This window comes from Paraburkholderia sp. BR13439 (assembly GCF_040948805.1).
Lineage (GTDB): Bacteria > Pseudomonadota > Gammaproteobacteria > Burkholderiales > Burkholderiaceae > Paraburkholderia > Paraburkholderia youngii.
Genome location: NZ_JBFPKN010000014.1, coordinates 104,410 through 129,479, shown reverse-complemented (window position 1 = coordinate 129,479; position 25,070 = coordinate 104,410). Strand labels below are relative to the sequence as shown.

Genomic DNA, 25,070 nt, shown 5'->3' with positions numbered 1-25,070 from the left:
ACTTCGAGTGGATGGAAGCCGGAGGCCGTGTCTCCGTTACCATCGCTGTTGGGGATCCTCGACGAAACAGGCGACCACGCGGAACTATCCGAAGGCATTGGGAGGCTTGAATGGCTGCTGAGCACGACACGTTGCATCCACTCCGCCCGCTCCTGAAGAACTGGATTTGGGAGCATGGACGAATCGGAACTCGCTATTTGGACTTTAGCGATGGCCAAATCAAGTTTGATGAAGGCAAGAAATCGCGCTTTGCGGCCGAAAAATACGTCTACGTGCCGCTCGATAAGGACGCTGACGGCGACACATCCGCGGATGGCCCTCCGATCCAGGAAGCGGGACTTGCCCGGTTCTTGCGGGCAGCGCAATTGGGCAAGCCAGATGAGGCCGGCTCGGTAGCGGAGATCCACCGCGCGGTTCAGGACTGCGTGGAACTCGGGGTGTTCAGCGCATATCAGTCGGACGCCCGGGAGGCTTTCGCGCGCTATGCGAACGAGCCGATGTTCGAGGATGAAATCCGCGCGGCAGTCGTTGCTGATATCCGGCGCGGTTACGCGGGCCTGCGCAAGCAACTGGCGCTGTACGATTTCAGCGTGCTTTACGGCTTGGCCACGCCGCTGCTTATCAGCGAGATGCCCTTCATCGACTGGCGCGTGCGAGGGAGTCCAGCGGTACCGTTCGTATCGCTTCCTCTTGGACCTTATTGCCTGCTGGTAGGCGCCCCGTCCGGCAGGAGTAGCCGAGTGGGCCCGGTGGTCTGGAAGGCCGCGACCTCGATGGGGCCGCTGAAGGACCACAACCGGAAAATCGAGGAGCACGCACGCTTGTGGCTGGTCGCGACCACGGACGACCAACTCGTCGCGATACAACACCGCTTCGCTGCGGTTAGAGGCCCCAAGCCAGAGACGTGAAGCGCTGACTGAACTGCGCGGTTGCTTCAGGGCAGTTGTGAATCGAGCGCTGCCGTAGCCGGAGGCTCATTGCTCCGATGAAACGAGACGATGTCCATCATGGACTCACCAAGGTGCTGTTCAAACGTACAGTAGCGCGCACTTCACGTATCGGCCTAGACTTAACATATGGATATGGACAAGAACGCGGAGCGAGCTATGGTCACCAGGACTGTCCGACGGACACTTTCCACTCTGACTTCGGCGATTACCCATGCGCCCACTAGCAAGCGTCGGATCGAACATACCGTGAAATCGGCTCAACAAAGAGCGGACGAGGCCTGGAGGCGCACGACTCACGGACCGCAAAACTCCCTGGTACGTAAAGATCCGAAAGGGTGATTTTCGCAAGGCAGACGCAAGGCCGAGCCCGTCGGATTGGACGCATATGCTGCTTCTCCCAGAACCGGATGCGGAGGCACCACTATGTCGAGCAAAAGCGATAGGGACGCCAGATCCACCCAATTGAATCCCGGCAATCCAGCCTCCGCGAGTTCTCGAGCGGGCAACTTCCGCGATGATGATGACGATGGGGAACCCGTCTCTTACGTCGATCGATATTTTTATACTCCGCCTCGCGCGACCCCGTTTCAGGTGATAGGGCAGTACGGAGTTGGGGTGGTTTCACAGGAAGGCGAAGCAAGGTTTGTCACCTTTCGTCTGGAAGCCACCGCGAGCGCGACACTTCTTTATTCCCACTCAAGCCTGCAGTCCCGCATGGAGGACTATTTCGAGCGTTTCGCGATCCATGTGCATGGGTTGTTCCACATGCACTTCAAGGCTCCGCCGGTGTTGTATGTGCAGTTTGACGGGACATCCGGCCGGCTGCCGTGGCACGTTCCGCTCAATCTGGAACGACCAGAGACAATGCGGACGTTTCTGATGTCGCACAAGCCGTTCATGAACTGCGCACCCGCTCCGGATGCAGTGATCGAACTGTTATGTGACCGCCTCAGCGAACCAGGCGAGGATTGGGGTACTTTTCAAGTGCCGCATCGAGACGCTTCGGATCTGACATTCATCTACGCGACGCGCTGCAACGCTGAGATTCAGAAATATTCGCGCCCGGGCGCGACAGCGATCGAGGCGACAAGAACGAGAACGATTATTTGAATTGACGCGTCGATCATTGCGTTTCCTGGGAAAAGCCAAACCCGGTCAGAACCCGGACGCAAGCTGGTCCGAGTCGCGACTTTTGACCTGGCAGCCGGAGTACACTGGATTTGCGGCGTCGTTACCGCACAAGGAGATCGAGATGAAATTCGCCGAAATGTTCAGGTTCGCAAGGCGCGGCGCCAAGGCCGGTCAAGCAGCCGACGGAGAACATCAGCATGATCACGGCAAGTCGGCGCAAAAGGAAGCGAGAAAGCAGTGGGACGTAGTCGGTCGCAATCGTCATAAGCACGCGAAGTGGCAATAGGACACGACGACTGCGTCAGGAAGCCAAAGAACAAGGGGTGGTAGTCGTACCTCGGTTCGCATCGTTTCGTCGCTCGATCTGCCCGCTGTCACGCGCACACGGACAGCGGTTGCCCGCGCCCATGTGCGCCGGCATCAGGTTGCCGGTGCGGTCAGCGACGTGTTGTACGTGGTGCCCGCGATCACCGCCTTGTTCAGCTTAATGCCGCTCACATTGCTCACGAACACCGGACCCGGCGATCAGCGACGGGCTCCAGCGTACCGCGTCGCCGGACGGGCTGTAATCGCAGACCGAATGTGATCAATCCGCCCTGGCCGGTCGAAGGATTCGGTGCAAGGCCGGTCGTGCCCGACCCGGTAATCTTGTACTGCGGGCCCTGCGAACTTAGCGAGCCGCCGCCGTACTTCCCAGCCAGATTCACGCCGTTGGCCAGCGTCACGCCGTTGATCCAGACGTGCCGACAGTGTCGGGACATTCGTGGACCTATGGATTCAGTACATACGTGCTGGACCCCAGCGATCCTTTCACGAATGGTTTTACTGCTGGTGATATCTGGTGATGAATCCTGTCGCAAAGCAAAAGTGGCCGCGTTCCGGCTTCGAGACGACCGTGATGGGTTTCGGCGCGGCTGCACCCGCTGGAAGCTGGAGTTCGCACGTCCAGGAGTAAACAGATGCTCGACACCTCCAAAAAATGCTTCGCGGCTGGACTGGCTGCCGTCGCCTTATTGCTCGCAAGCGGCCAGGCATTCGCACAGGAGGTCGTGAAGATCGGCGTGTCGGCCCCGCTGACCGGCGCCGGAGCCGCCAACGGTAAGGACATCGAGAATGGTGTTCGGCTCGCCGTCGAAGAAGCCAATGCCCAGCGCACGAAGTTGGGCGGGCAGGAGGTGCGCTTCGGGCTGGACTCCGTCGATGATCAGGGCGACCCACGCATTGGCGTACAAGTCGCTCAGAAGCTCGTCGATGATGGCGTGGTCGCCGTGGTGGGCTACTACAACTCCGGAGTAGCGTTGCCCTCGTCGCCGATATTCGCCAAGGCCGGCATTCCGTTGATAGACCCCGCCGCCACGAACCCGGCCATAACCCGACAAGGGCTGAAGAACGTCTTTCGTATTATCGCCACCGACGCACAGAACTCGGGCAATGCAGGGGAGTACGCGGTAGCGGTCACCAAGGCGCAGCGCATTGCAGTGATGGACGATCGCACGGCATTTGGCCAGGGAGCCGCGGAAGAATTCAAGAAGGCCGTCATCGCGGCCGGCGGCCATATCGTCGCGTCGGAATACACCAACGACAAGGCCGTCGAATTCAACGCACAGCTCACGAATATCAAGGCGGCGAACGCGGACCTGCTGTACTTTGCCGGCCTCGATAACCAGGCGGCCCTTCTTACCAGGAGGATGAAACAACTCGGTATGCGGACGCAGTTCGTAGGGAGCGGTGGCATCGCCGACAGCATCTTCATCGGCGTTGCCGGCAGTGCTGCCGAAGGCGCAATGGCCTGGGAGTACGGACGGCCAGTCGTGTCCCTTCCTCAAGGCAAAGCGTTCGCGGATAAATTCAAAAAACGATTCGGCGCGGATACGTTGACTTACGCGCCATTCGCCTACGACTGCGCGTGGGTCGCTATCACCGCCATGAAACAGGCGAATTCCTCAAAACCCGAGGTATTTATGCCTGCATTGCGAACTATTCAGTACAACGGCATCACGGGAAAGATCGAATTCGATTCGTACGGAGATCTGAAACACCCGACGTCGACGCTCTATCAGGTGAAAGGCGGCAAGTGGTTGCCCGTGACGACCATCGGTGCCAAGTGAGTTGCCGGGCGACGGTTAGCAAGCAACGGACTCTTTCTGAAGATATCGAAGCTTCGACCGAACATCTTTCCATTCCTCGGCGTCGGGAAGCGGCGCCTGTCGGGCGGCGATCGTCGGCCACTGTTTGGCAAGCTCGGCGTTCAGTTCAACGAACGCGAGTTGGTCTTCGGCAATGTCCTCGGACGGCACAATCGCGTCGACGGGGCACTCCGGCGCGCAAACTCCGCAGTCGATGCACTCATCCGGATCGATCACGAGAAAGTTCGGACCTTGGCGGAAGCAGTCGGTGGGGCAGACCTCTACGCAGTCGGTATACCGACACCGGATGCAGCTTTCGGTTACCACGTAAGTCATTTCGAATCCCTATCAATATGAGTCGATAAGACGCCGGCCCGCCGGGAGCGGACCGGTTGTTGGTGATGGATTACGCTTCGGCCGTTACCGCGGGGATCTCGACTGTCGACTCAGGAACATGCCGGCCAGCGTGCCGCGACATGATATGTACGGTTTTATGCCGCGTGTCTTCATCGGTTTCGAAGAAGAATTTCTTTTCACCGAAAGCCGGAACGAGATCGTGGAGCCACGTCGCGGTGGGATCGAACCTGGCATAGAAGGGGCGACGCACCCAGTCCGGGTTGCGTGCCTGGAGAAACTGCAGGGCAAACACCTTTTCGCCGGCAATCGTGACGATGCCGTCGATGACCACCTTGCCGGGAAACGCGCTCATCGACGGGCCGCGAACCGTACGCGCAAGTCCCGACACCTGCTGATAAGCAGACTGGAATATCTCGTATGCTTTTGCGAGCGGCAGTTCAAAGTAATGACTGGGCCCGGTATCGCGTTCGACGAACATGTAGTACGGAATGGCGCCCAGACGCACACCCGTCGTCCATAGTTCCACCCACCCGTTGGGGTCCTCGTTGATGTGCCGGATCAGCGGCGCCTGCATGCGCAGGGTCGCGCCTGTCGAGACGATCCGTTTGACCGCGCGCTGTGCGATCTCGGTTCGCAGTTCGGCCGGATGATTGTAGTGGCCCATGATCGCGAGATTTTTGCCGGACGCCACGACCTTTTCGAATAGACGCAGCAAGTCGTCGGAGTCTTTATCGCTCACATAGCGTTGTGGCCAGTAAGCGACCGATTTGGTGCCGATGCGGATATTCTGGATATGCGAAAGCTCGGGTGCCAGCAGAGGTTCGATATACCCGGCAAGCGAACGCGTGTTCATGATGAGCGGGTCGCCACCGGTGATCAGCACGTCGGTCACCTCGGGATGCAGCGTGAGGTACGCAACGAGCTCGCTCGATTCGCGAGCGTCGAACTTGAGGTCGTCCATGCCCACGAACTGCGGCCAGCGGAAACAGAATGTGCAGTACGCGTGGCATGTCTGCCCGGCGCTCGGGAAGAACAATACCGTTTCCTTGTACTTGTGCTGAAGTCCGCTCACGGGCTGCCCGTTCATGAACGGCACGTTGTGTGTCATCTGTCCGGCCGGGTGCGGATTCATCGCCAGCCGGATACCGCGAACTGTTTCCTCGATGGCGGCCTCGTCCTTTTTCACGAGCACCAGGTCTCGCAGCTTCGAATAGTCGGCGGGAGAGAGCATGTCCTGATGCGGGAACGTCAGGCGATAGATGGGATCGTCGGGCACCTTGCCCCAGTCGATCAGTTCGTCCATCACATACTGATTGGTACGAAACGGCATGACACGCGATACGACCTGCACAGCCTCTCGCAGCGATTCAGGAAGGTGTTGCCACTGTGGCGCCTGGCTGATCGTCTGCCGGGTATATGGTTTGAACTTTACAGGGGGCGAGTCGAAAGTCATGGCCTGATCCTTCGTGAGGTTTGGAAAGATGCTGACGAACACCGCCACTGTTGCCAGGCGATGATGAATCGAAGCGAAAGGAATTTCTGCAACGTGAAGCCAACCGAACGGACGGGTGCGTTGTCCATCGCTCGGCAAGTTGGAATTAATTGTGGCGTCGTCGGCCACCGGCCCGCAAACGATATAAACTCGCAACGTTGTGCGTTTGAGGAAGGAACGTGAGGCGAAGAATTCCCAGTATCGAAGCATTGATTGCGTTTGAGGCCGCAGCACGGCATCTGAGCTTTACGCGCAGCGCCGACGAACTGGCCCTGACGCAAAGCGCGGTCGGCAGGCAGGTCGGGAGTCTGGAGGAGTATCTGGGCGTACCGCTTTTCAATCGCGTCAAGAAGCGACTCAGCCTGACAGAGATCGGCCAGATCTATGCAAGGCAGGTTCGCGAGAACCTTGGAAGGCTGGAGCGGGACACGCTGGCCGCAATGGCGCATCGCGACGCGGGCGGCGTCCTCGAAATCGCGGTCATACCGACATTCGCTACGCGCTGGCTGATACCGCGTCTTCCCCGGTTCTATGCGGAACACGAGCGGGTGACGGTCAACCTGACGACACGTGCGGAACCCTTTTTATTTACCGACACGCCGTTCGATGCAGCGATCCATTTCGGCGATCCTGTCTGGCCGGGCTCTTGCGCAAAGTACCTTTTCGGCGAAGAGATGACGCCCGTTTGCAGCCCGCAGTTGCTAAAAGGGCGGACCGATTTGCAGCCGCCTGAAGTCGCGAATTACACGTTGCTGCATCAGTCCGCACGGCCGGACGCGTGGAGGAACTGGCTCGCGCAGGCGGGCATTCACGACGCCGACTGCATGCGTGGGCAGCGCTACGAGCTGTTTTCAATGCTCGTGGAAGCCTCGCGCGCGGGCCTTGGTATCGCGCTCGTACCTCGATTCTTCGTGTCGCACGAATTGGAACTGGGTGAATTGATCGTGCCGTGCAATTTGTCCTTGCGCAGCGACAAGGGGTATTACCTCGTATATCCGGAGTGCAAACAGAATATGCCGCTTGTGCAAGCGTTCGAGCGATGGATGCTCTCAGAAGCAGGCCGATACGTCGAACTCGGCGGATGCCGCTAACCGTCACAGCGCGAGGAGCGGAGTCGTTCCGGAGCGCATCGCGTGCATGCTGTTGCGGGTGTTGTGCAGGCGCCGATGCCCGGATCGAATCAGTCTCCGTTACGTCAACGGCTTCACGATAGGTGATATCTGGGCCTGAGCGACAACCGACGATGCCCTGCGCGAGAAGTCAGCGGGGCGCCGGATCTCCCCGCAGCCATTCGATTAGCTGCGTAATGACCGGTGTGATGGTCCGACCATGCGGAACCACGACGAAATAGGCGTCGCTCGGCCGGAACGTCGCCACGTCCATCCGGACCAGTTCTCCTGAGAGCAACAGGTCATCGACCAGGCGGCTCCACCCCAACGCAATTCCCTGTCCATATCTCACGGCTTGAATCGCATCGGAGTAGAGACTGCACCGCAGCACCTTGTTGAGTCGCCCGGGCCGGTACCCGACCGCGCGAAACCATTCGTTCCAGCCCATCCAACCTTCAGTCGTAGCGTCGGACTCGACGAGCGCCAGCTTCGCCAGGTCATCGAGTGAGCGTGGCGTGCCGTATTCCCGAAGGAACTCCGGGGAACATACGGGGAAGACCTCCACGTCGAACAGCAACGTCGAGGTTCCGTCCGGCCAGTTGCCGTCCCCGTAGCGCACAGCGACATCGACTTCGACATGGCGCAGGTCCGCGGTGAACATGTCGGTCGACAGCCGCAGTTGCAATGGGGGGACGAGCTTCTTTAGCTTCGCGAGCCGCGGCAGGAGCCGGAATTGCGAAAAGGCGGCCGTCGACACCAGCACCAGTTCCCGCAATTCGGTTCCCGTCACCAGCCGATCGAACACGCCGGCGATTTTCTGCATCGACTCGGCGACGACCATGTACAACGCTTCGCCCTCACTCGTCAGATCAATCGAACGGTGCAGCCGGTGAAAGAGTTGAACGCCGAGCGTCTCTTCGAGGAATCTAACCTGTCGACTCACCGCGGACTGCGTGACGCCCAATTCACTCGCGGCATAGGTGAAACTCCCAAGCCGAGCCACGGCTTCGAATTCGACAAGGGCGGTCAGTGAGGGAACGATCCGACGATAGCCTTTGGTTGCTTTGGTGGTTTTCATCTTGCTCAGGCGGAACCCTGGTTTGAGAGCAGATCCATGATGCCCGGTTCAGGAGTCCGGTCCCACGTGCATTCTCGCATGATTTAAAGGAATGTGAACCGGCTTATAAAGGACATTGACGGTGCGTTTCGACGATCCAATACTCAACGCCATATCAGTGCCGCGAGCGCTGCGAAACATTCTCACCACGAGGTCCACCATGTCTGAAGTTCAGCTTCAATCGCATCGCGAACTAATCGAAAGCCGCAAGAAGGGACACGGCATGCCCGGCGAGTTGTTCGGGCGTCGTGACGTCTTCGAGACGGACGTCGAGGTGTTCTTTAACAAGCTCTGGATTCTCGTTGGCGTCACAGCCGATGTACCGGAACCGGGCGATGTCCACACGGTCGACATCGGCCGGGCATCGATCGTCATCGTGCGGGACGACGACGAGAACGTGCGCGCCTATCACAACGTTTGCCGCCATCGCGGCTCGCGGATCATGAAGAAGACCGGCAAGGCCAGCGTGGGGATGCTCGTGTGCCCATACCATCAGTGGACCTATGATCTCGACGGCAGCCTCAAGCATTCGACGCATATGGGCAAGGACTTCGACGCAAGCTGCCACAGCCTGATTCCCGTCCATGTGAAGACGGTGGGCGCGCATATCTTCGTTTGTCTCGCCGACGATCCGCCCGCTGACTTCGAGAAGCTCGAGACCGTGATGGCCCCGCGCTTCGCGCCGTACGATCTGACGCGAACGAAGATCGCCCATGAGATGGAGATCGTCGAAAACGGCAACTGGAAGCTCGTGATGGAAAACAACCGCGAGTGCTACCACTGCGCCGGCACCCATCCGGAACTGACAAACTCGTTTCTGGCGGAGGACTTCGGTTTTTGTCCGGATGGCCAGAGCGAAGAATCGCTGCGAAGCTACGAGGACTACCTGAAACGCAACGCGGCTTGCCGGGAGAACTGGGAAAAGGACGGCTATGTCTGCGCCACGTTCGAATCGCTCGACGAGAGTGTGGATACCAACTTCCGGACCCAGCGCCTCGTCATCTCGGGGGCCAACGAATCGCAGACGCTGGACACGAAAGTCGCATGCACGAAACTGCTCGGCGGAGTCAGCCGGCGCGACCTTGGTGACGTCCACATGTGGGGTCATCATTCGTGGACTCATGTGATGAGCGACCATGCGGTGATCGCCTATCTTTTGCCGCTCGCGCCGGACAAGACGCTCGTGCGCACGGTCTGGCTCGTCCACGCAGACGCTGTTGAAGGTGTGGACTATGACCTGAAGCGGCTAACCGAGGTCTGGATCGCGACGACGAACCAGGACGCGGAACTCGTTGCGAACACGCACGCAGGCACGCAGGATCCGGCTTATATCCCGGGGCCTTTTTCGAGCTATACAGAGGCAGCGCTGGATCAGTTTTCGCGGTGGTACGACGCGAAGCTGAGAGCGCACGGAGTTTGAGGTCGCCATGAACGTTGCCGTGGATTCATGTTTCATCGAGCCGGGTCGGGAAATGCCTGATCGTTTTTGCAGTGCGAGCACGTGGGAACTCGCGGACACCCAGTGGCCGAGTCACGAGCAGCGCACGCTCACGTGCACGCGGGTGTCCGCTGAAACGCAAGATGTCCGGACATTCGTGTTTAGTGCCCGGGACGGCCGGCTCTTCAGCTTTGAGCCGGGGCAGTTCATCATGGTATCGGCCGAGATCGCCGGCAAGGAGGTCAACCGTTGCTACACGATCTCTTCGCCGCCGACACGCCCCCATACGCTTTCCATTACGGTCAAACGCACGCCGGGCGGCGTCATGTCGAACTGGCTGCACGAGAACATGAGGGAGGGTGTCGAGCTGAAAGCCTTCGGGCCCTCGGGCGTATTCACACCTTCTTCGGGCCCCGCTGCAAAGCTTCTGTATCTTTCGGCGGGATCGGGCGTGACACCACTGATGTCAATGACGCGGGCGGCACTCGACCTCGGCCTGAATCGCGACATCGTGTTTATTCATAGCGCCCGGACGCCGGAAGACATCATCTTTCGCAACGAGCTTGCGTGCTTCTGCGCGCTCTCGGACAAGCTCCGGGTCGTGCACGTATGCGAGGCGCCCGGGAATGAGCCTGATTCGTCGGGTCCCGTGGGGCGTCTTGGTCTTGAACTGTTGAGCCAGCATGTGCCGGACTACCGCGATCGTGAAGTGTTCATCTGTGGCCCGGGCGGCTATATGGACGCTTGCAGACAGATGCTCGAGGAAGGTGGGCACGATCCTTCCCGATATCATCAGGAAAGCTTCAACTTCGCGGAGACTATGGAGTGCGCTGAAGGGCCGGGCGCGGAGCCCAGCGCAGAAGCGAGCGGGCAGATAGGCTATACGGTGCAACTGGCGCGCTCGGGTCGCACGTTCACGATGGACGGATCGCAGACGGTGCTCGTCGCCGCGCGCAACGCCGGTGTGCCGTTGCCATCGTCATGCAGCCAGGGCATATGCGGGACCTGCAAGACGAAAGTACTCGATGGCTCGGTGGACATGAGGCACAACGGAGGCATCCGCCCGCGTGAAATCGACAAGGGCATGCGCTTGATGTGCTGCAGCCGACCGACTTCGGATCTGATTCTCGATCTGTAGCTTTTCCCATTCCGGACGGACCCAGGGCGCGGATTGCGCGGCCAGCCGCCGCTACGAGCGGCGGCGCCCGCGAAGTTCGCGCGCCTTCCCGATGCCCCGGTTAGCCTGCCGAGACCAGGGCCTCTCTCCGTCCTTCGGTGTCAGTAATGAACCACGGTCCGGATCGATTTGCCCTCGTGCATCAAATCGAAAGCTTCATTGATGCCAGACAGCGGCCTCGTATGGGTGACGAACGGCGCGAGCTGGATCTTGCCCTTCATCGCGTCTTCCACCATGCCGGGCAGTTCCGAGCGGCCCTTCACGCCGCCAAAGGCGGTGCCGAGCCAGCGGCGGCCGGTCACGAGCTGGAACGGACGGGTGGAGATTTCCTGACCCGCACCGGCCACGCCAATGACGACCGACTGGCCCCAGCCACGGTGCGCGCATTCCAGCGCCGCACGCATCACGTTGACGTTGCCGATGCATTCGAAGCTGTGGTCCACGCCCCAGCCCGTCATTTCGACGATGACTTGCTGGATCGGCTTTTCGTAATCCTTGGGGTTGATGCAGTCGGTCGCCCCGAAGGCGCGTGCCAGGTCGAACTTGCCCGGGTTGGTGTCAATGGCGATGATGCGGCCAGCCTTGGCGAGCTTGGCGCCCTGGATCACGGCGAGGCCAATGCCGCCCAGCCCGAATACGGCGACGGTATCGCCTTCCTGCACCTTCGCGGTGTTCTTCACCGCGCCCAGCCCCGTGGTCACGCCGCAGCCGAGTAGGCACACCTGCTCGGGATTGGCCTGCGGGTTGATTCTGGCGAGCGACACCTCGGCCACCACGGTGTACTCGCTGAACGTGGAGCAGCCCATGTAGTGATAGAGGGGCTGGCCGTTGTAGCTGAAGCGGGTCGTGCCGTCGGGCATCACGCCCTTGCCCTGCGTGGCGCGCACGGAAACGCACAGATTGGTCTTGCCGCTCTTGCAGAACAGACACTCGCCACATTCCGCGGTGTAGAGCGGGATAACGTGATCGCCGGGTTTGACGCTCGTCACGCCTTCACCCACTTCCACGACGATGCCGGCGCCCTCGTGACCGAGCACGACTGGGAAGAGGCCTTCGGGATCGTCCCCCGAGAGGGTGAAGGCGTCGGTGTGGCACACACCAGTATGCGTAATCTTGATCAGCACCTCGCCCTTGCGAGGCGGTTCGACGTCGATCTCGACGATCTCGAGGGGCTTACCTGGCGCAAACGCAACTGCAGCACGCGATTTCATAGTGGTCCTGTTAAGAAAGGGGCGCCAATTGCGGGGTGGAATTCCCGCATTGAACTAGCGTAGATAGGTTCGAACGAGGGTCACGACATCGTCGATCGACCCCGATGAGGCATCCGCGGATCCCGCAAGGTGCGAGAACTCCTCGCGCAGATGGCTTTCGAGCACACCGGCCATCACACCGTTGATCGCCCCGCGGATGGCCGCCAGTTGCTGGAGCACCGGAGCGCAATCGGCGCCGTCCTCCAGCGCGCGCTCGAGCGCGTCCAGCTGGCCGCGAACCCTGCGCACGCGTGTCAGCACACGTTTCTTTTCTTCGGCGGAATGAGGCATGACAGCAACGATGTGTTGATACTAGGGGGCAGTATAGGACAATACTTAGGGGGAGTATACGTGTCCCAGGGATTCGGCGGCCGAAACACCAGGTGAATAGCCGGACTGCTCCCATGGTGCATCCGGCGCATAATGAATTCCTATTGGTCGTGCCGCGACGAGGTTGTATGCGCTGCACAAACTGCGGATTCGATAATCTCAGCAGGGCCAGGTTCTGCGAAGCCCGCGGGACCATGCTGACGTGCGTGTGTCCCCGTTGCGGGCGTGAGTCCGCCGCAACCGCCCGATTCTGTAGCGAGTGCGGGGCGCCGCTCAGCGAAGCGCCGGAGCAGGCGAGGTCCGTCCAGCAACCACCGCCCGCACCGGTCAACTACACGCCCCATCATCTTGCCGAGCGTATCCGTGCCGAGCACGTCGCGATGGAAGCAAGAGGCGAAACTGCTGGCGAACGCAAAACCGTCACGGCGCTATTCGCCGACATGGCGGGTTCCACGGCTCTGATCCATGATCTCGACCCGGAAGAAGCCCACCACCTGATCGAGCCCGTCGTCGCGCTGATGATGGAAGCCGTCCACTACGACGAGGGCTACGTCGCCAAATCGCTGGGCGACGGCATCCTCGCGCTGTTTGGCGCGCCAATCGCCCACGAAGACCATCCGCAACGGGCGCTTTTCGCGGCGTTGCGGATGCAGCAGGCGATGCGCCGGCATGGCTGCGCGTGTTTTCTCCCTATCAGTTCAATCCGCACAATCTGAATCCGTTGCGCGAAGTGCTCGAACGCCAGGTCGACTTTGCGGCACTGCGCCAACGGTGTCCGATACTGCTATATCTGTGCGCGACCAACGTGGAGACGGGCAAGATACGCATCTTCACGGGTGAGGACATCTGCGCGGACGCGGTGCTCGCCTCCGCCTGCGTGCCGACGCTGTTCCATGCGGTCACGATCGCAGGCCAGCACTACTGGGATGGCGGCTATATGGGCAACCCCGCCATTTATCCGCTGATCTATCACTGCAAGACGCGCGACGTGGTGATCGTCCACATCAATACGCTCGTACGCGCCGGCGTGCCAGTCACGGCCGCCGGAATTCTGAATCGGATCAGCGAGATCAGCTTCAATTCATCGCTGATGCGCGAGATGCGTGCAATTGCATTTGTCACCGATCTGATCCAGCAAGGTAAACTCGATCGGGACGAGATGAAGGAAATGCTGATTCATTCGATCCGCTCCGACGCCGCGATGTGCGCGCTCAGCCTGTCCAGCAAGTACAACGCGGATTGGAGCTTTCTCTGCGAACTGCGCGACAACGGCCGGAACGAGGCCGATGTGTGGCTCGCGCGGCACTACGCGGATATCGGTCGACGCTCCAGCATCGACATTCGCGCGGAGTTTCTCTGAGCAGCCTGCTGAAGAAAGCGGCGGACAGTCGTAGTGAGCCGACGTGCGCAAAGGAGCAGAGATGAGCCACTTGCAGGAACGCTTCGTCGAGTTATGGACGCGCTGCGGCGGCGCACGCGCCGAGGCTGTCTATGCCGATCTCGCGCAACGTTACAGCGAACCCTGTCGTCACTATCACACGCTGCGTCACGTTCGCCGCTGTCTGCGCTATTTCGATGCGGCACGCAGCGCGATCCCGCATCCTGATCTCGTGGAACTTGCGCTGTGGTGCCACGACATCATCTATGTTCCAGGCGCAAGCGACAACGAGCGGCGCAGCGCGGACTGGCTTCGACGCTCGGCCGGCGATCGCATCGCGATGTGTGAGCGAATCTGCGCAATGATCCTCGCCACCCGACATACCGGCGCGCCGGAAGAGCTCGATGAGCGCTTTACATGCGACATCGACCTCGCTGTCCTGGGCGCCGCGAGATCCCGGTTTCTCGCGGAAGGAGTGCGCGTGCGCAGAGAGCGCTCGGACCTTGACGACCTCGCATATGACTTGCAGGAGCGAAAGTTCCTGGGCAGCCTGCTTGCACGACCTCGCATCTATTTCACGGACTATTTCCACGCGAGATGCGAGATGCGTGCTCGCGGGAATCTCACGTGGCGGCTCGCGTCGGAGACGCCGGGATCGCGGTAGATCGAGGCGGTGCTTAGTCCCGGGATCAATGTTTAGAGCCGGGCGCCGCCGGTCGCGTCGATCACCTGTCCCGTAGTCCAGCGTGCGTCATTCGAGGCCAGGAAGGTGATCACGTCAGCCACGTCGTCAGGTCGACCCACTCGCGAGAATACCGACATGGCCTCCGCGCCGGCGCGCGCCTCCGGTACGGTAAGCCACTCCGCATTCATGTCGGTGTCCGTCACACCCGGCATGACCGTATTGACCGTGATGCCGCGACGCCCGAACTCGGGAGCAAGCGCCAGCGTCAGGGTCTCAACGGCACCCTTCGATGCGGCGTACGCGGGATGCGTTGGCGCGGCCACACGCGTAAAGCCGGTCGAAACGTTGATAATTCGTCCATTGTCGCGGAGATGATCGGCAACGGCCTGGATCAGAAAGAACGGTGCCTTGAAGTTGACCGTCAGGACCTCGTCGAAGGTCGCCTCACTGGTCTCGGACAAGGGAATCCCGGGTGCAATGCCGGCGTTGTTGACTAGAATGTCAAGCCGAGGTTCGCCCGTAGCGGCGATCGCGGCTGCCTTGAACTGCTCCCAGATACTGTCCGTTGCTTCCTTCCCGCGGTTCAAGTCCGCTTTGATGGCGACGGCTTTTGCTCCGAGGGCCTCGATCTCGCGAACGGTGGCGTGAGCGGCATCCGCGTTGCTGCCGTAATGCACGCCGATGAGCGCGGCTCCTTCTCGCGCGAAGGCCAGTGCCACAGCACGGCCGATACCACGCGAGCTTCCCGTTATGATGGCCGTTTTGCCTGAAAGTTTTCTAGACATCATTCACTCCTTTCCGAATTGAATAGTGATCGTTATATTAATGACGCTGGAAACACGCTGTCAATGCTTTTTATAGGAATCGCTACAAAATGAGTCACCCCGCCCGAAAACGTGGCAGACCGAGGTTGCTGGAGCGCGACGTGGGGCTCGATGTCGCCGCGCGGCTGTTCTGGGAGCATGGATACGAGGGCACCTCGATAGCTGACCTGACCGAGGCCATGGGTATTCCGCCGCCGTCCCTCTACGCAACGTTCGGCTCGAAGGAGGAGCTTTACAGACAGGCGGTCGACCATATCAGCAAGCGTGAGAACGGGCAGTGGCTGGAAGCGCTGCAGGGAGACATGCCGGCCTACGATGCGATAGCGTTCTACCTGCACGACGCCGCGGCACGCTTTACCGACCCCGGAAGGCCGCGCGGCTGCATGATTTCGACGGCTGTTCTTCAATATGCCGAAAAGAGCGAGTCCGTCGCACGGACGGTCGCCGAGCGGCGGGAGTCCTGGTTCCAGGCCGTCAAGGCACGCTTCGACCGTGCCGTCGCCGAGGGTGAGCTTGTCGCTGAGACCGACACCGAAGCTCTCGCCCGCTTTTACGAGGCGGTTGTGCAAGGCATGTCGGCGCAAGCCTGTGACGGGGCATGCAGGGCAATATTGAAGCGGCTGGCTGATGTTGCGCTGTCGGCATGGCCTCGGCCCCAACCTCGTCGCAAGAAACCGGTTGCGTGAGTGCATTGGTCCGGAATTGTGTAAAGGCAATCTGGACCACGAACCTCAATGCGTCGCTTCGGGGGGCGTCCTTCGACCGGGCATACGTCTCGACAAACCAATCGTCTCCGTTATCGCTCGCGCGTCCAAAGCTGATTGGCAATCCCGGCAATTCAAGCCGGCGATTGCGTCAATCCTATGAATGAACACGCGAAATTTATCCCTCCCATGAAACAGGAAATAAGGAGGATCGGCCAAATCTCGGGGCCGCGGATTCGTGCCACGAAGGGAATGAGAATCGCGGCAATCACGGCAAATCGCAGCCCAGCGAAGAATAGCGGTGGCAGCACCGTGAGCCCCGCTTTTACGACGACAAACTGAAATCCCCACAGCAAAGGAACAAGCAGGGCCGCTGCTATATGAATACCTTCCATTGATAACTGAGCCAATCAGTCCACAAATAGACGCGGGAAATGCGTCGCGCCCCATCGTCAGCAGTTAAGCAGCCAGGCTGCTGATCAGTGTCTGCATGGCATCACGGCACACATGCTTGCGCGGCGCGAATCATTGCCCGAAGGCTCGTCTGCACATCCGTGTCAGTGGTGGCCCAACTGGAGACGCTGATTCGCATGGCGACGCGGCCCTGCCATACTGTGCCGCCACACCAGCAAATCCCCTCGGCCTGAAGACGGTTAATTACGGCGCGCGTCGTCTCCGGGGTACCAAATGAGACGAGCACCTGATTGAGTACGACACGATTCAGGATTTCAAAGCCACTGGCCTCGAGACCCTGGGCAAACATTCGGGCATAGCGGCAGGTACGTTCGACTAGCCCCGCAACGCCATCTCTGCCCAGGTTAAGAAGCGCGGCCCAGATATCCACACCACGCGCTCGTCTCGAGGATTCCGGCGTGTAGTGCGACGGTTCGCGGTCAGTCGCATCGCCCTCTGCCAGGTATGCGGCATTCAACGACATTGCCGCACGCAGAGTGGCAGCTCTGCGCACTAGAACGATGCCATTGTCATACGGTACGTTGAGCCATTTATGCCCATCCGTCGCCCAGGAGTCGGCTTCGGCGACGCCATCCGTCAGAGTGTCGAACTGACGGTTCGCAAGCGCCCATAGACCGAATGCACCATCAACATGGACCCAAGCCCCGGCTTTCCTCGCAAACCGGCATATCTCGCGCGCCGGATCGAAATCGCCGGTATTCACGTTGCCAGCCTGGATGCACACGATCGTTTGCTCATCGAGTTCCGGAAGCTCGCTGACTCGCATCCGGCCCTGGTGATCTGTTGGCACTACGATGACCCGCTCGCGTCCGAGTCCTAACATCGACAACGCCTTGGAGACGGTCACGTGAGTCTCTTTACTGACGACTACACGGAGTTCCGGAGCGCCGTAGAGTCCCTTCGCCTCCACGTCCCAGCCCAGGCGGGATAGCAGGTCGTGGCGTGCTGCTGCCAGCGCCGCAAAGTTCGCCATCGACGCACCCGTAACGAAGGCTCCTCCGATGCCGTCCGGCAAGCCGAACAGGTCGCCGATCCAGCGTAGCGCGACGTCTTCGAGCGTTGCCGCGATCGGCGAGGTCCATCGAAAACACGCGTTTTGATCCCAGGCAGTGGCGAGCCAGTTCGACGCGATGGTTGCGGGCAGCGCCCCGCCGATCACCAAACCGAAGTACCGTCCGCCCGTTGTCGCGACGGTAGCGGGTGACCCAGCCTCGTCGAGACGGCGCAAGACTTCACGTGCATCCAGCCCGGCGTCTGGCAGTGAGTGCCGGAATTCGTTCAGGCCTCGCAATGCGTGGGTAGAAACGTTGACCGGCCTGTCATGCACAGACTGAACATAAGCGAGCGCACGTTGCGCGGCGTCCTGCAGCAGTTCGGCGGTCGGGGGCAGTCCGGCTGCTTTTGCACTTTCGTCGGGTTTCATATGGTTCGTCCCGGAGGTTTAGGCATACGATCATGCGGGCGCAATAGAAACCGGTCACGTTTCTCAAGCAGCGCCTTGCGACCAACGCTACCCGAGCGACGCTGGACCGCTCACTACCTTGGTCTGGTATTGCGCACGCAATGATGCGGCGAAAATCGTATCTATCTCGCGCGGAATACCCGGGCGGGTGAACAGCGCAACGGGTGGCAAGGTCCAGTCGAACGCATAGGGGACAATCGCCACACCCGCAATCCGTACCAGTTCTTCCGCGATGTCTGCCGGCATGATGGACACCGCGTTCTCGTTCAATGCGACCGTCTCGCCAATCAGCCGCGGCGAAAGGCTTTCGACAACGGGAAAGGGCGGTGTAACGCCGGCGTGCAGGAACAGATCGGATATCTGGTCGCGCATCGGAGTTTGCGATGCACCGAGAATCCAGTCGAGTTCGGCGAGTTTTCGCCAGTTCATTGCGCTGCGCGAGAGTCTGGCAGCGAGGCGTCGGGACGCGATCAGACGGGGTTTTTGCTGATGAATTACTTCGAAATGAAGGTCGTCGAGATCGACGCTCGACGATGCCCGTCCGATCACGATGTCGAGCGTATGGTCGCGCAATTGGGACATTAACCCTTCGCTCGTGCCTTCGTGGATGGAAAACGTGAGCCGCTGCGAAATCTGCGACTGCGTATGACGGATTGCCGACGCCAGAGTCTTTCCTGAAATGAAGGAAATCACGCCAATGTGAAACCGCGTTGCGTGACCGGAGATCAGCGCACCGACATCGGATGCGAGGTGGTCGAGATCGTGCAGCATCGACTCGGCGCGTGCGAGGACGGTCGTGCCGAGCGCCGTCGGAATCATGCCGCGCGACGAACGCTCGAACAGCGAGCCGCCGAACATATTCTCCAGTTCAGCGAGGGCATTCGTGATGGCTGGCTGACTGCTTGCCATGTGCTCGGCTACGCGTGTTAGAGAGCCATGTTGCCGTATTTGCAGCAGCAACATGAGATGGCGCATTTTCAGGCGTGCGCTCAAGCGCCTTATCACTTCGTCCGTGTTGAATGACACGATAGTGGGAATCCAGACATAACCAAAAGGTGATGCCCCGATAGTAAAACAAAATAAACCTCGCATGCCTCGTTCCTAGAATGTGTTCCATGACGATCAGCCGGGATGGGCCCGGCGTATACATAGGAGCACGGCACATATGGACAGGACCGAACGCGAGGCAGCCCTGCAGTATCACGAGTTTCCTACGCGGGGGAAGATATCAGTGAGCGCAAGTAAACCGCTCGTCACGCAGCGCGATCTCGCACTCGCCTATACGCCGGGCGTGGCGGTCGCATGCGAGGAAATCGCGGCGGACCCGCGCGAGTCGTTCCGCTACACGAGCCGAGGAAACCTGGTCGGCGTGATTACGAATGGCTCGGCGGTGCTGGGTCTCGGCAATATCGGTGCGCTCGCGTCCAAGCCGGTGATGGAGGGCAAGGCGGTCCTGTTCAAGAAGTTCGCGGGCATTGACGTCTTCGACATCGAAATTACCGAGAGCGATCCCAACAAGCTCGTGGATATCATCGCGAGCCTCGAGGCGACATTTGGCGGCATCAATCTGGAGGACATCAAGGCGCCCGATTGCTTTATCGTCGAGCAAAAGCTGCGCGACCGTATGAAGATTCCCGTTTTCCATGACGACCAGCACGGTACTGCGATCACCGTGTCCGCCGCGTTTCTCAACGGTCTGAAAGTGGTGGGCAAGGACATCTCGAAGGTGAAGGTCGTCACTTCAGGCGCAGGGGCCGCGGCGCTCGCGTGTCTCGAACTGATGGTCGATCTCGGACTGCCCCGCGAAAACGTCTGGGTGACCGACATCGAAGGTGTGGTCTATCAAGGACGCAAGGCCGCGATGGACCCCGACAAGGCGCGCTTTGCACAGGCCACGTCGGCGCGGGTGCTGTCCGATGTCATCGAAGGTGCCGACGTATTCCTTGGGCTTTCGGTGGGGGGCGTGCTGACGGCGGAAATGGTGAAGCAGATGGGGCCGCGTCCGCTGATTCTCGCGCTCGCCAATCCGACGCCGGAGATCTTTCCGGAGAAAGCGCGCGAAGCCCGTGATGACGCGGTCATCGCGACGGGCCGTTCGGACTATCCGAATCAGGTCAACAATGTCCTGTGCTTTCCTTATGTGTTCCGCGGTGCGCTGGATGTTGGTGCGACCACCATCACGCGGAACATGGAAGTGGCCGCCGTTCACGCGATTGCCGGCCTCGCGCAAGAGGAACCGAACGACTCCGTCGCGGCCGCATATGGTGCGTACGATCTTTCCTTCGGGCCGCAGTATCTGATTCCAAAACCGTTCGATTCCCGGCTTATTGTGCGCATCGCACCCGCCGTCGCAAAGGCAGCAATAGAGGACGGCGTGGCTACGCGGCCGATTGCTGATTTCGATACTTACGCGGATCAGCTTCAGCAGTTCGTCTATCACTCCGGCGCGTTCATGAAACCGTTGTTCTCCGCCGCGAAGCAATTCGTGCGCGAGGGTGGGAACTCGCGCATCGTCTTCACGGAGGGCGAGGAGGAACGTGTTCTGAGGGCGGTTCAGGTGATCGTCGACGAGAAGCTGGCGCGGCCGATTCTTGTCGGCCGACCGGAAGTGCTGCTATCAAGAATAGAGAAATTCGGCCTGCGGCTGAAGCTCGGCGAGGACGTCGAGGTCACGAACCCGGAAAACGACGAACGCTTTCACCAATACTGGACGACGTATTGGGAACTGCGGTGCCGCGATGGGATCACGAAGGAAATGGCGCGGGTTGAAATGCGCCGCCGCCTGACGCTGATCGGCGCCATGATGGTGCGACTGGGCGACGCGGACGGGATGATATGCGGGACTGTCGGTGCTTATCACAAGCATCTGCGCTTCATCGACGAAGTGATCGGCAGGAAACACGACGCACAAACTTATGCGGCGATGAATATCCTGCTGCTCGACAAGCGCACGCTGGCACTCGTCGACACACACGTCAACGACAACCCCACGGCTGATCAGATTGCGGAGTTCACGATTGCGGCCGCAGCGCAAATGGCATGGTTGAATCTGTCGCCCAAAGTTGCGTTGCTATCGCGTTCGAATTTTGGCTCGGGCAGTTCTGCATCGGGCGAGAAGATGCGCAAGGTACTGGCACTCGTCAGCGAACAGGCACCCGACATCGAGATCGACGGTGAAATGCACGGAGATTGCGCGCTGGATGAAGCGCTGCGTCAGCGTGTTTTACCCACGTCGCGACTGAAGGGCGCCGCCAATCTGCTGGTCTGTCCGAACGTCGATTCGGCAAATATTGCGTATAACCTGCTGAAGACGGAGGCAGGAAGTAATGTTGCTGTGGGGCCGTTCCTGCTCGGCGTCAATGCACCCGTCAACATACTGACGTCCAGTTCGACGGTTCGTCGGATCATCAATATGGCCGCGCTCACGGTGTTGCAGGCAAATCGCGATTAAGTACAAAGCAACGTTCCTCTGGACCAATGCCAGTTGCCGCTGCGCGCTCGACAACGTGAGCGCGATGCCAGCGCGGTTCAGATGATGGCGGGGCCGTTTTGCCAGTTGCTGCGGTATGAAGGAACGACCTGGCGACGAGGCGCCAGTCGCGACGACGTACTATCATGCAATGAAGGGAAGTCCACGTACTATGACCAAGTCGCTTAAGACAGGATTGACGCTTCCTGCCGCGGTACTTTTGCTCGCTGGCTGTGTCGTCGGCGGCATGCCATATACCGCTCGGCATCTCAGCCCGGCGGAGTGCCGCGACCTGGCGGCGCTCAAAACAAACGCGCCTCCGACCTTGGCACAGCACCAGAACGAACTCGCGGCCTTGAGGAAAGCAGGTTACGACCCGTCGCCGTGGAATGACGACCCGTACTACCCGGATGATCTGCAAGCGGCCCAGCGCCTGGTCGACTATTGGTTCCAAACTGAGTGCCTGCCGCATTGATTGCAGTTGGCCCGGCGTCTTCGGCTATCAACCGCTTACTGCGGCTTCGTCAAATCCTGCCCAATTGCTGCGACGACCGCCTGTTCGCAATCCTTGAGGCCTGTCACCGACTGATCGAACTGGTCGGTCAGCGTGCCGAAGCTGCCATAACGATATTTGGCGTCTGCTTCGATATGAATCGAATTGGCCTTGATGTCCCAGCCGCAAGCGAATGTCTTAAAGTACATGTCCTGCCTGGACTTAGAATCGAGCAGGCGCGCACGGATAACGACCCACGGAATGAAGTCGCTCGTGTCCGGTGGGGATGCATAGCCAAAGGAAGTAATCCACACGTTCAGGATGGCATCCGCGTCGGTCTTGATATCTGAGAAGTCGTCCGACTTGCCATCGCTTGCGAGCTTGACGCTCTGGCCGTGCAACGCAACGATCTGATAGCCGGCATTGGAAAGTCGCGCTGTAAGGCCATCGTCAACAACGGGAGCGAAAACGATTTTTTCGCTCGCCACACGCTGCGTATACGTACTCGTATGATTGGCGTTGACCCCTGCTTGCACCAGTCCACCAATCAATCCAAATGCTCCAGCAGCGCCACCGAAGTTGACCACGCTCTCTCCGCGCGGTTCCTTGACGTCCAACATGGCGATCGTATGGAGCTTTTGTCGATTGCTGGCGGCAAGGTCGGTTTTCGGAAGCGAAGTGCAACCGGTGAGCAGTGTTGTGACGACAAAACCCGCCGCGAGCACGAACTTTGAAAGTGCTTTGGTCTTCATGATTGTGTATCTGTGGATTGAGAGCGTCGACGCCCAGCGCCTTTTTGAATAATGGCCATCCCTGGAAATCAGGGACCGGCAAGCCATTTATCGGCATCACTGGTATGAACTTTAGAACTGCGACGGAGCTAGACCCGCTTTCTGATCCATGAAGACATCGAACACTATTGCGCGTGTCCGCACGCGACAAACAAAGTTTTACACGGCGCGAGAGGCTGTTTCCGGACCGAAACCAGCCATCTATTCGCAGCCTCTCAATTGCTCGTCGGTTTGCGACCGACCTCGTCGTCGTCGAGGATTGCTTTGAGAGCGACGCGGCCTGGCCTCAAGCTGCTACGTCACCGTCCAGCGGTTCGGCAACTTCATGTCCTCGGCCCTGCTGGTTCCGATGCCGATCGGCAGCACCCTAGGCATGGCTCATGGCATGGCTGCATCGCAGTCTTTTGGCCTGGTGATGTTCTGCGTCGCAAGGCGCCATGGCGGGTCCGGGTGAACCTCCCGCGAGGTCGACGGTTATCTCGTCTCACCCAGCAAGTCGGCGCGTTCGCGCTGCTCCCGTATTTGACGTTAGAGGCGTTTTTTGATGTTTCGCACCAACATAACGGCGCCCGCGTTTGCAATGTCTCGTGTCACCGTCGCATGAGGCCCATCACGAGCGTGATGAGGAAAATCACAATGAATATGACGAAAAGTATTTTTGCGATGCTGGCTGCGCCTGCAGCGATGCCGCCAAAGCCGAATGCTGCGGCAATGATCGCAATGATGAAAAATACAAGGGCGTAATACAACATGATGTGTCCTCCTCCCATCGCGGGCAGCTCGCGTTATATGCACGTTTGACGTTTTAGTCACAGCAACTCCCGTTCCTCACCGGATGGAGCAGGCATATGAATGCCACGGGAACGGAATCAGCCAGCTATCGCAGTACTGCGGGATTGCCGCAGGGTGGCGCTTCCAGTCATGGATATGGTCCGACGAATGACCACCGGGTTCATTCATCGCGGCCGGCGGCTTCGAAGTCTCAAGCCCAGAAAATCCTTCCTTTCGCCTTCAGCCGACGGGTTGCGTCGCTGGACGAATGGCTCGGCGTGCCGCTATTCATGCGCACTGAACGCCATGCTGACTGCCAGTTGGGCGTCGATGGGAGTTTGCGGTTGGGCAGCACCCGAGGCGCGGCGACTCATGATGCGTGTCTGGCATATTCGTTGCGCTTCGGGAAATGCCGGCTTGCGAAATCTGGCACCCCACCGGGTATAGCGCAGATTCGCCCCAACGGCGTTGCCGCGAGTTTGCGGCCATTCAAGGGAGGCAAACATGAAAGCAACGAAGACAGTAACCGTCTGGCTTGCATTGGCGCTAGCGTCGGTCGGCGCGGCCTATGGGCAGGGCGGTGGAGGCGGTGGAGGCGGTGGGACGAGCGCTGGTGCTGGCGTGGCGGGAGGAGCCAACGGAGCGGGCCAGGGTGGTGCGGGAATCAGTGCGCCGAACACAGGCGCGACCAGTGGTTCGACTTCCATGTCGAAAGGTTCGACGGCGGGGTCGCCAACCCGACTCCCACAGAAAGGCCCACACGCTAAAGGCGCGTCGGACACGGCTGCATCAGGTGCGCAGTAAACGGGCACAGCGAGGCGATGTCCGATGAGCAGATTCCTCGGGCACTCGTTTTGTCCGTCGCATGTTTGCATCCCGACGGGGACGTATGAGGTTTCAGGAATGACCACTGATGCAACGAAAACAGGCTGAAGCCGAACGCGCGGCAACGGAGGACCAATGACTCAGTCATGCATTGCCATAACCGTCCGGCGCGAGGACCCTGCCTCGCTTGATGGACAAATCCTGCTTGATGAACTCAGCGCCACGCTGGCGGTATTTTCAGGCGATGGCGGGCAGTCGAGGTTTTGTCTCGCCGACTTTCACTCGTCGAATGGAAGGTTTTACGTTGCCCGCACCCTCGTCGGGGAACCGGTTGGATGCGGCGCATTCTGGCATTTCGACTCGCGCACGGCGGAACTCAAGCGAATCTACAGCAGGCCGCATTATTCAGGCGTCGGTAAAGTGATTCTGCAGCAGCTTGAAATCAACGCGTCAGCCGCCGGTTATCAAAGGCTGGTCCTCGAGACTCGCGCGGTAAACAGGCGCGCGATCCGATTTTATGAGCGCAACGGCTTCAGGGCGGTTCAACGGTACGGATCCTATGTAGAACAGTCCGACGCGTGCTGCTTCGAAAAGATGCTCCTTACCGCGGGAGGTGAAGAAGCTGGTTGGCCGACCGGCAGGCAAGGTGGCCCAAATCGATCAACGCGCGAACGGGGTCGTGGCGATGCCGATCGAATTGACCGTCGCCAATGAACC

The 25,070-nt window shown here is 59.8% G+C and carries 24 protein-coding genes and 2 pseudogenes; 15 read left to right on the top strand and 11 right to left on the bottom strand.

What is annotated here, in order from left to right:
- Positions 1 to 110 precede the first annotated feature (110 nt).
- The 5 genes from AB3X96_RS25950 (at position 111) to AB3X96_RS25930 (ending at position 4,189) form a co-directional block, all read left to right on the top strand.
- Positions 111 to 908, top strand: coding sequence for a hypothetical protein (locus AB3X96_RS25950; RefSeq protein WP_368591959.1), 798 nt, complete (start codon positions 111 to 113; stop codon positions 906 to 908).
- Between the two features lie 465 nt (positions 909 to 1,373).
- Positions 1,374 to 2,060 carry a hypothetical protein gene (locus tag AB3X96_RS25945; protein WP_368591958.1) on the top strand — a complete coding sequence of 229 codons (687 nt, stop codon included), beginning with the start codon at positions 1,374 to 1,376 and terminating at the stop codon, positions 2,058 to 2,060.
- A gap of 142 nt (positions 2,061 to 2,202) precedes the next feature.
- The gene (locus tag AB3X96_RS25940; RefSeq protein WP_176111137.1) at positions 2,203 to 2,367 is read left to right on the top strand and encodes a hypothetical protein; all 165 of its coding nucleotides are present in this window, start codon (positions 2,203 to 2,205) and stop codon (positions 2,365 to 2,367) included.
- A 415-nt stretch (positions 2,368 to 2,782) separates the two neighbouring features.
- Entirely contained in the window at positions 2,783 to 2,926 is a 144-nt protein-coding gene (locus tag AB3X96_RS25935; protein WP_368592051.1) for a proline racemase family protein, read from the top strand.
- 114 nt (positions 2,927 to 3,040) lie between these two features.
- Entirely contained in the window at positions 3,041 to 4,189 is a 1,149-nt protein-coding gene (locus tag AB3X96_RS25930; RefSeq protein ID WP_368591957.1) for a branched-chain amino acid ABC transporter substrate-binding protein, read from the top strand.
- A gap of 15 nt (positions 4,190 to 4,204) precedes the next feature.
- Here AB3X96_RS25930 and fdxA read toward each other — a convergent pair whose 3' ends face one another.
- Together fdxA and AB3X96_RS25920 are read right to left on the bottom strand one after the other, a co-directional pair.
- Entirely contained in the window at positions 4,205 to 4,543 is a 339-nt protein-coding gene (fdxA, locus tag AB3X96_RS25925; RefSeq protein ID WP_368591956.1) for a ferredoxin FdxA, read from the bottom strand.
- A gap of 70 nt (positions 4,544 to 4,613) precedes the next feature.
- Positions 4,614 to 6,017 carry a KamA family radical SAM protein gene (locus AB3X96_RS25920; protein WP_368592050.1) on the bottom strand — a complete coding sequence of 468 codons (1,404 nt, stop codon included), beginning with the start codon at positions 6,015 to 6,017 and terminating at the stop codon, positions 4,614 to 4,616.
- A gap of 218 nt (positions 6,018 to 6,235) precedes the next feature.
- Here AB3X96_RS25920 and AB3X96_RS25915 point away from each other — a divergent pair, with 218 nt between their 5' ends.
- Positions 6,236 to 7,147 carry a LysR substrate-binding domain-containing protein gene (locus tag AB3X96_RS25915; protein WP_368591955.1) on the top strand — a complete coding sequence of 304 codons (912 nt, stop codon included), beginning with the start codon at positions 6,236 to 6,238 and terminating at the stop codon, positions 7,145 to 7,147.
- A gap of 169 nt (positions 7,148 to 7,316) precedes the next feature.
- Here the strand turns inward: AB3X96_RS25915 and AB3X96_RS25910 are convergent, their stop codons facing one another.
- On the bottom strand, positions 7,317 to 8,243 hold the full coding sequence (locus AB3X96_RS25910) for a LysR substrate-binding domain-containing protein (protein ID WP_368591954.1): 927 nt from the start codon (positions 8,241 to 8,243) through the stop codon (positions 7,317 to 7,319).
- 199 nt (positions 8,244 to 8,442) lie between these two features.
- Here AB3X96_RS25910 and AB3X96_RS25905 point away from each other — a divergent pair, with 199 nt between their 5' ends.
- The gene (locus tag AB3X96_RS25905) at positions 8,443 to 9,702 is read left to right on the top strand and encodes an SRPBCC family protein (protein WP_368591953.1); all 1,260 of its coding nucleotides are present in this window, start codon (positions 8,443 to 8,445) and stop codon (positions 9,700 to 9,702) included.
- Positions 9,703 to 9,709: 7 nt separating this feature from the next.
- Entirely contained in the window at positions 9,710 to 10,858 is a 1,149-nt protein-coding gene (locus tag AB3X96_RS25900; protein WP_368591952.1) for a 2Fe-2S iron-sulfur cluster-binding protein, read from the top strand.
- A gap of 140 nt (positions 10,859 to 10,998) precedes the next feature.
- Here the strand turns inward: AB3X96_RS25900 and AB3X96_RS25895 are convergent, their stop codons facing one another.
- Positions 10,999 to 12,108 (bottom strand): S-(hydroxymethyl)glutathione dehydrogenase/class III alcohol dehydrogenase, encoded by a 1,110-nt coding sequence (locus AB3X96_RS25895; protein WP_368591951.1) that lies wholly within the window; start codon positions 12,106 to 12,108, stop codon positions 10,999 to 11,001.
- Between the two features lie 54 nt (positions 12,109 to 12,162).
- Positions 12,163 to 12,438: a formaldehyde-responsive transcriptional repressor FrmR gene (gene frmR / locus AB3X96_RS25890; RefSeq protein WP_368591950.1), complete on the bottom strand. Its 276-nt coding sequence runs from the start codon at positions 12,436 to 12,438 to the stop codon at positions 12,163 to 12,165.
- 167 nt (positions 12,439 to 12,605) lie between these two features.
- Here frmR and AB3X96_RS25885 point away from each other — a divergent pair.
- From AB3X96_RS25885 to AB3X96_RS25875, 3 genes and pseudogenes are all read left to right on the top strand, one after another.
- Positions 12,606 to 13,151 (top strand): annotated as a pseudogene (locus AB3X96_RS25885) (zinc-ribbon domain-containing protein); the annotation flags it as partial.
- Positions 13,151 to 13,837 (top strand): annotated as a pseudogene (locus tag AB3X96_RS25880) (patatin-like phospholipase family protein); the annotation flags it as partial. The pseudogenes AB3X96_RS25885 and AB3X96_RS25880, both read left to right, overlap by 1 nt.
- A gap of 61 nt (positions 13,838 to 13,898) precedes the next feature.
- Positions 13,899 to 14,519, top strand: coding sequence for a hypothetical protein (locus AB3X96_RS25875; protein ID WP_368591949.1), 621 nt, complete (start codon positions 13,899 to 13,901; stop codon positions 14,517 to 14,519).
- 32 nt (positions 14,520 to 14,551) lie between these two features.
- On the opposite strand, the gene AB3X96_RS25870 is transcribed toward AB3X96_RS25875, so the two are convergent.
- Positions 14,552 to 15,325: an SDR family oxidoreductase gene (locus tag AB3X96_RS25870; protein ID WP_368591948.1), complete on the bottom strand. Its 774-nt coding sequence runs from the start codon at positions 15,323 to 15,325 to the stop codon at positions 14,552 to 14,554.
- 140 nt (positions 15,326 to 15,465) lie between these two features.
- Between AB3X96_RS25870 and AB3X96_RS25865 the strand changes: the two genes are divergently transcribed.
- A complete protein-coding gene (locus tag AB3X96_RS25865) occupies positions 15,466 to 16,050 on the top strand; it encodes a TetR/AcrR family transcriptional regulator (RefSeq protein WP_368591947.1) in 585 nt (194 codons plus the stop codon).
- 152 nt (positions 16,051 to 16,202) lie between these two features.
- On the opposite strand, the gene AB3X96_RS25860 is transcribed toward AB3X96_RS25865, so the two are convergent.
- From AB3X96_RS25860 to AB3X96_RS25850, 3 genes are all read right to left on the bottom strand, one after another.
- Positions 16,203 to 16,463: an EamA family transporter gene (locus AB3X96_RS25860; protein WP_368591946.1), complete on the bottom strand. Its 261-nt coding sequence runs from the start codon at positions 16,461 to 16,463 to the stop codon at positions 16,203 to 16,205.
- A 101-nt stretch (positions 16,464 to 16,564) separates the two neighbouring features.
- Entirely contained in the window at positions 16,565 to 17,965 is a 1,401-nt protein-coding gene (locus AB3X96_RS25855; RefSeq protein ID WP_368591945.1) for an aspartate aminotransferase family protein, read from the bottom strand.
- Positions 17,966 to 18,052: 87 nt separating this feature from the next.
- Positions 18,053 to 19,030, bottom strand: coding sequence for a LysR family transcriptional regulator (locus AB3X96_RS25850; protein ID WP_368591944.1), 978 nt, complete (start codon positions 19,028 to 19,030; stop codon positions 18,053 to 18,055).
- A 139-nt stretch (positions 19,031 to 19,169) separates the two neighbouring features.
- Here AB3X96_RS25850 and AB3X96_RS25845 point away from each other — a divergent pair, with 139 nt between their 5' ends.
- The gene (locus AB3X96_RS25845) at positions 19,170 to 21,455 is read left to right on the top strand and encodes an NADP-dependent malic enzyme (protein WP_368591943.1); all 2,286 of its coding nucleotides are present in this window, start codon (positions 19,170 to 19,172) and stop codon (positions 21,453 to 21,455) included.
- A gap of 190 nt (positions 21,456 to 21,645) precedes the next feature.
- Positions 21,646 to 21,948 (top strand): DUF4148 domain-containing protein, encoded by a 303-nt coding sequence (locus AB3X96_RS25840; RefSeq protein ID WP_368591942.1) that lies wholly within the window; start codon positions 21,646 to 21,648, stop codon positions 21,946 to 21,948.
- 35 nt (positions 21,949 to 21,983) lie between these two features.
- Here the strand turns inward: AB3X96_RS25840 and AB3X96_RS25835 are convergent, their stop codons facing one another.
- Both AB3X96_RS25835 and AB3X96_RS25830 read right to left on the bottom strand, forming a co-directional pair.
- Positions 21,984 to 22,718: a hypothetical protein gene (locus AB3X96_RS25835; RefSeq protein ID WP_176111102.1), complete on the bottom strand. Its 735-nt coding sequence runs from the start codon at positions 22,716 to 22,718 to the stop codon at positions 21,984 to 21,986.
- A gap of 629 nt (positions 22,719 to 23,347) precedes the next feature.
- Positions 23,348 to 23,509 carry a DUF1328 family protein gene (locus tag AB3X96_RS25830; RefSeq protein ID WP_129961366.1) on the bottom strand — a complete coding sequence of 54 codons (162 nt, stop codon included), beginning with the start codon at positions 23,507 to 23,509 and terminating at the stop codon, positions 23,348 to 23,350.
- Positions 23,510 to 24,488: 979 nt separating this feature from the next.
- Between AB3X96_RS25830 and AB3X96_RS25825 the strand changes: the two genes are divergently transcribed.
- Complete coding sequence (locus AB3X96_RS25825) at positions 24,489 to 25,067, top strand: GNAT family N-acetyltransferase (protein WP_368591941.1); 579 nt, start codon at positions 24,489 to 24,491, stop codon at positions 25,065 to 25,067.
- The last annotated feature ends 3 nt before the right edge of the window (positions 25,068 to 25,070 follow it).